Raw genomic sequence first — 4,622 nt, forward strand, 5'->3', positions numbered from 1 at the left:
TGTGGGTACATGTGCCCGGTCGCGCAGAACCATATGGGACGGGGTGATGACACACCCCCTAGCTTGAGGGTTGCCCGAAACAGAAATGGACTGAGGGCGTTAACCACTCAAGAATCCCACGGCTTTAGCCGTGTGGAGTGTCAAAGATTTTTGGCTCATTTCAAATCATTGACCATCCTGTTGTCGAACCTGTTGTCCCCTTAATTGTTACGCTTCTGATCATGGCTTTTGGTGCGGTAAACATTTTTCTGACCCGGATGCAAATCCAACAAGATCCTCATTTGACCGATTCTGCGAAGCGATATGTTGCGAACCAGTCCATCATCGTTTTGGCTTTTGTTAACGCGCTTCCGCTCATTTCATTGGTTTTTTGTATGATGGTCCTGACAGGGTCCGTATGAAACGCTCATTTCTTTTTAATTGTGTGCAGCCCCTCGCTAAACAGGGGCTCTTTTTCATACTTCTAAAACGATTAGGAGATTCAAGGGACATCCAATAGCGGTTGCATTTGTTTGGAAACCATAAAAAATCTGGCGAGAGACACCCGGTAATGGATGAAACCAGGTGGTGATTTGTAAATGAATCATTCGCCACTTTGGGTCCGACGGCAACTTGTTCCATTCGAACGCATATAGATGTACCACACGAAGATGAATGGAAAGGATGTCCGGGGATGATGAGTGAAGAGTTGAAGGCGTTGGAACGGGCAATCGATGAGATCACTGAAATCGCGAAAGGGTTTGGCTTGGACTTTTATCCCATGCGATACGAGATTTGTCCGGCGGACATCATTTACACATTTGGTGCCTACGGCATGCCGACACGCTTTTCCCACTGGAGTTTCGGCAAGTCGTTTCATCGGATGAAGTTGCAGTACGATTTCAATCTCAGTCGGATTTATGAACTGGTTATCAACTCCAATCCCTGTTACGCCTTTTTATTGAAGGGAAACTCCTTGATCCAAAACAAGCTCATCGTGGCCCACGTTCTGGCCCATTGCGACTTTTTCAAAAACAATGTTCGCTTTGCCAATACGTCCCGCGACATGGTGGAAAGCATGGCGGCTAGCGCCGAAAGAATCCGCTCGTACGAATTGCAATACGGCAAAGCCGAGGTGGAGGCGTTTTTGGATCATGTACTGGCGATTCAGGAACACATCGACCCTACACTGATTCGTCCGCCCCGTCGCAAACCGGAAGACGGGGATGAGACGTCTCGTCGACAGCCGTCGACCCCGTATGATGACTTGTGGTTGCTGGATGAGAAAGAAAAGGAGAAAACGGCATCCGGTGTTTCTTCCAGAAAGAAGCTCACACCCAAAAAAGAGAAAGACCTGCTCCTGTTCATCATGAACCACAGTCGAATTCTGGAAGATTGGCAACAGGACATCCTCACCATCCTGCGCGAGGAGATGTTGTATTTTTGGCCTCAGCTGGAAACAAAGATCATGAACGAGGGATGGGCATCCTATTGGCACATCCGGATCATGCGGGAGCTGGATCTGAATGAGGAAGAAACCATTGAATTTGCCAAATTGAACGCCTCTGTCATTCAACCGTCCAAAACCTCACTCAACCCGTATTACCTGGGATTGAAAATCTTTGAGGACATAGAGCGACGCTGGGACAACCCGACCGAAGAGGAACGAGAGCGGTACGGCCGTGTCCCGGGAAAAGGACGAGAAAAGCTGTTTGAGGTGAGGGAACTGGATTCGGACATCTCGTTCATTCGCAACTACCTGACCAAGGAGTTGGTTGAAGAGCTCGATTTGTACGTGTTTCAGCGTACGGGCAATGAATGGAAGATCACGGACAAATCATGGGAAAACGTACGGGATGAATTGGTGGCCAGTCGGGTGAACGGCGGATTTCCCTATATCCTCGTCAAGGATGGGGACTATCTGCAAAATGGGGAGCTGTATCTGGAGCATGTCTATGAAGGCACCGAGCTGGACGTAAAGTATCTGGAGAAAACGTTGCCCCACGTGTATCACCTGTGGGGGCGCACTGTCCATCTGGAGACGGTGATCGAGAAACGGTCGGTCGTGTTCAGTTACAACGGGAAAAAATGCAGCCGACGTTTTTTGTGAGACAAAAATTAGACCGAGTCCGAGGACTCGGTGAGATTGATGACAAACCCCGACCTTTTCTTCGGAAAAGAATGGGGTTTTGTATATTTCTAGGATATATACAAATAAAGTAAACCTGATGTGACCTATTAACCAAATCGCAAAGCCTTTTCCTCTCTTCCAGAGGAGTAAAGCCAGTTTTTTAACATTTTGAGCCACAGCAGTCAGGAGGCATTGCTCCCTGACTTTGGCAAGCCCCCGGTAACGTGCATAGCGAAGACCATGAAGTTCTTTAGCGTCAGCGAAGCTGCGCTCAATAGTTTGGCCTCTCCTTTTGTACAGTTGTTTTCCCCGATCGCTTAAACGGTTGTGTCGAGCCCATTCTTTTGCATCTTCCCAAACATGGCGAGTAATGGTTTTTGTAAAGGTTTTGGAATGAGTGCATTTGGAGAGAAAGGGGCAGGTCTGACACACTTTCGGGTTGGATTTGTATTCACGGTATCCGGATCGGTTGGTGGTTTTGTAAGGGAGTTCGTGTTTAGCGGGGCACAAATACACATTTTTTCCGGTATGTACTTAAATTACCATTTATGAAACAGACCTTTCTTCGGTCGAAATCTCCGGTGAGCAATCACGGCAAAAATTTCACGTCCCTTAAGTCCTTGACAAATGGGCATGGTGAGATAACCAGCATCCAAGGCAACTTCCCCGACACGGAATCCGAAACGGCTGATCTGCCGATCCAATCGCTCGAGATAGGGGATCGAATCATGAACATTTCCAGGAGTCACATAAACATCTGTGATAAAATTGTACTTTCCGTCAACGGTTCGGTGGTCCAGGTAGAAGAACCCTTCGGGTTTTCCATCCCGAACCATATAACCGCTGTCAGGATCCGTGGTACTCACCCGGATTTCTCTTTCTTTCAGTTGGATTTGTTTTTTTTTAAACGGTTTTTTACCGTGTTGAATCCGATCTTCGTCGATGGCTTTTTCCAACTCATCCATATATTCCTTAGGTGTTACGGTGACTTTCTGTTTCCTGAACTTGCTTTTGCTTGCATTCGCCTTTAAAAACGTAGAGTCTGTGAACAATTGCTTCCCATCAATAAACCCTTGGCCAATTGCCTGAAGTACGATTTCATCAAAGATTTCCTGGTAAATGGTGGACTGCTGAAATCGCCGGCGGCGATTTTGGCTAAAGGTGGAGTGATGGGGCACCGGGTCAGTCAGGGAAAGTCCAGCGAACCAACGGTAAGCGATATTGACCCGGATTTCTTCAATGAGCCGCCTTTCCGATCGGATTCCGTACAGATAGCCAAGTTGATTTTCCTAAGTAAATGATCTTGTGGGACCAGGTCTTCTATGTTGACCATCTCTGGGTGAAATTCTCTGGATGAATTCGTCCTGAACATAGAAACCTTCCTCCGGAATGTTTTTTATTCCTATTCAACAAAAAAGGCTGTTGACCTTCTTTGTCAACAACCTCACCGAGTCCGAGGACTCGGTTTTATTATGCTTATTTCATTTCACCATTTAAATCGTCTCCTTCATCCGATTCATCAGTTTGGGAATGTTTATCATGCGTCGCATAGGACTCCATCGTTTCACCATCAGAAGTTCCCGTTTCTTCATCAGAGGTCTCCATTTGCTCATTAGAGGCCGCAAAGATGTCTTTTTCGGACAAATGGTCAATTGTTGAGGACTGGTTTAAACTGGTGAAAGGCAAGTCATCCGCTTCAGTTGGGATTTCATGCGTCACAATCTCCGTGGCTTCCGATTGGGAAGGCGTCTGGCTGACCTTGGCGAAGATCTCAGATTCCTTTAATCCCTCCGAAGAGTTTTTATCGGATACGGGTATCTTCGACCAAGTGGTAGAGGAGGTGGGGAGTGCAGCGATCCAGAAGAAAAATCCTTGCAGTAATAGGTGATCTTCCCCCATTCGTTGTACACGGATGGTAAACGCCTGTCGGGAGCGGCTAGCCAGACTAACCATACAGTAGGGCTGGTCCGTCATGGCGACAACAATATATTCGTCTGTCTCGAAGGTGGGTGTGACGGGAACTTCGATCAATACAGCATCTTTTCCCGCGTGAAGGGTGAACCCCTGTATTCCTGTTCGAAGGTTGTTGCCTCCAAACATAAGAGACGGATCAAATGCCAACTTTTCCACACCAATCGATTGATCGGCGAGGTGATCCTGTCCGATGGCCCCGGCTTGAATGTGATGGGATTGGACGCAATGAGGTGCGAGATGTTGGGTACTGACAGCTTGATCCTGGATGTGGGAACCAGAGATAGATTCGGGAGCGAGATGGTCGGATCCCACGGCTTGTGATTCGATTTTGGCGGTAGAGACGGATTGATCGGCCAGGTGACCCCGTCCAATGGCTCCGGCTTGAATGTGGTGAGATTGAACGGTATCAGGTGCGAGATGTTGGGTACTGATAGCTTGATTCTGGATGTGGGAACCGGAGATGGATCCGGGTGTGAGATGGTCGGAAACAATGGCCTGTGATGCAATTTTGGGAGTGTCGACAGATTGATCAGCGAGG

Annotated in this window: 2 protein-coding genes and 1 pseudogene; 1 reads left to right on the forward strand and 2 read right to left on the reverse strand. The window is 47.8% G+C overall.

The genetic code is table 11. The features are described from left to right. Window positions 1–673 precede the first annotated feature (673 nt). Window positions 674–2,089, forward strand: coding sequence for a SpoVR family protein (locus NWF35_RS05565; protein ID WP_301238100.1), 1,416 nt, complete (start codon window positions 674–676; stop codon window positions 2,087–2,089). A gap of 153 nt (window positions 2,090–2,242) precedes the next feature. Here the strand turns inward: NWF35_RS05565 and NWF35_RS05570 are convergent. Together NWF35_RS05570 and NWF35_RS05575 are read right to left on the reverse strand one after the other, a co-directional pair. Next, window positions 2,243–3,482, reverse strand: a pseudogene (locus NWF35_RS05570) (IS1182 family transposase); the annotation flags it as partial. Between the two features lie 104 nt (window positions 3,483–3,586). After that, window positions 3,587–4,622: WIAG-tail domain (locus tag NWF35_RS05575; RefSeq protein WP_301238101.1), on the reverse strand; the 1,036-nt coding region annotated here is incomplete at its 5' end.

The sequence above is a fragment of the Polycladomyces subterraneus genome (assembly GCF_030433435.1).
Lineage (GTDB): Bacteria > Bacillota > Bacilli > Thermoactinomycetales > JIR-001 > Polycladomyces > Polycladomyces subterraneus.

Excerpts from the sequence above, each read along its gene's own strand:
- NWF35_RS05565 (WP_301238100.1), top strand. The coding sequence starts at position 674 with ATGATGAGTGAAGAGTTGAAGGCGTTGGAACGGGCAATCGATGAGATC.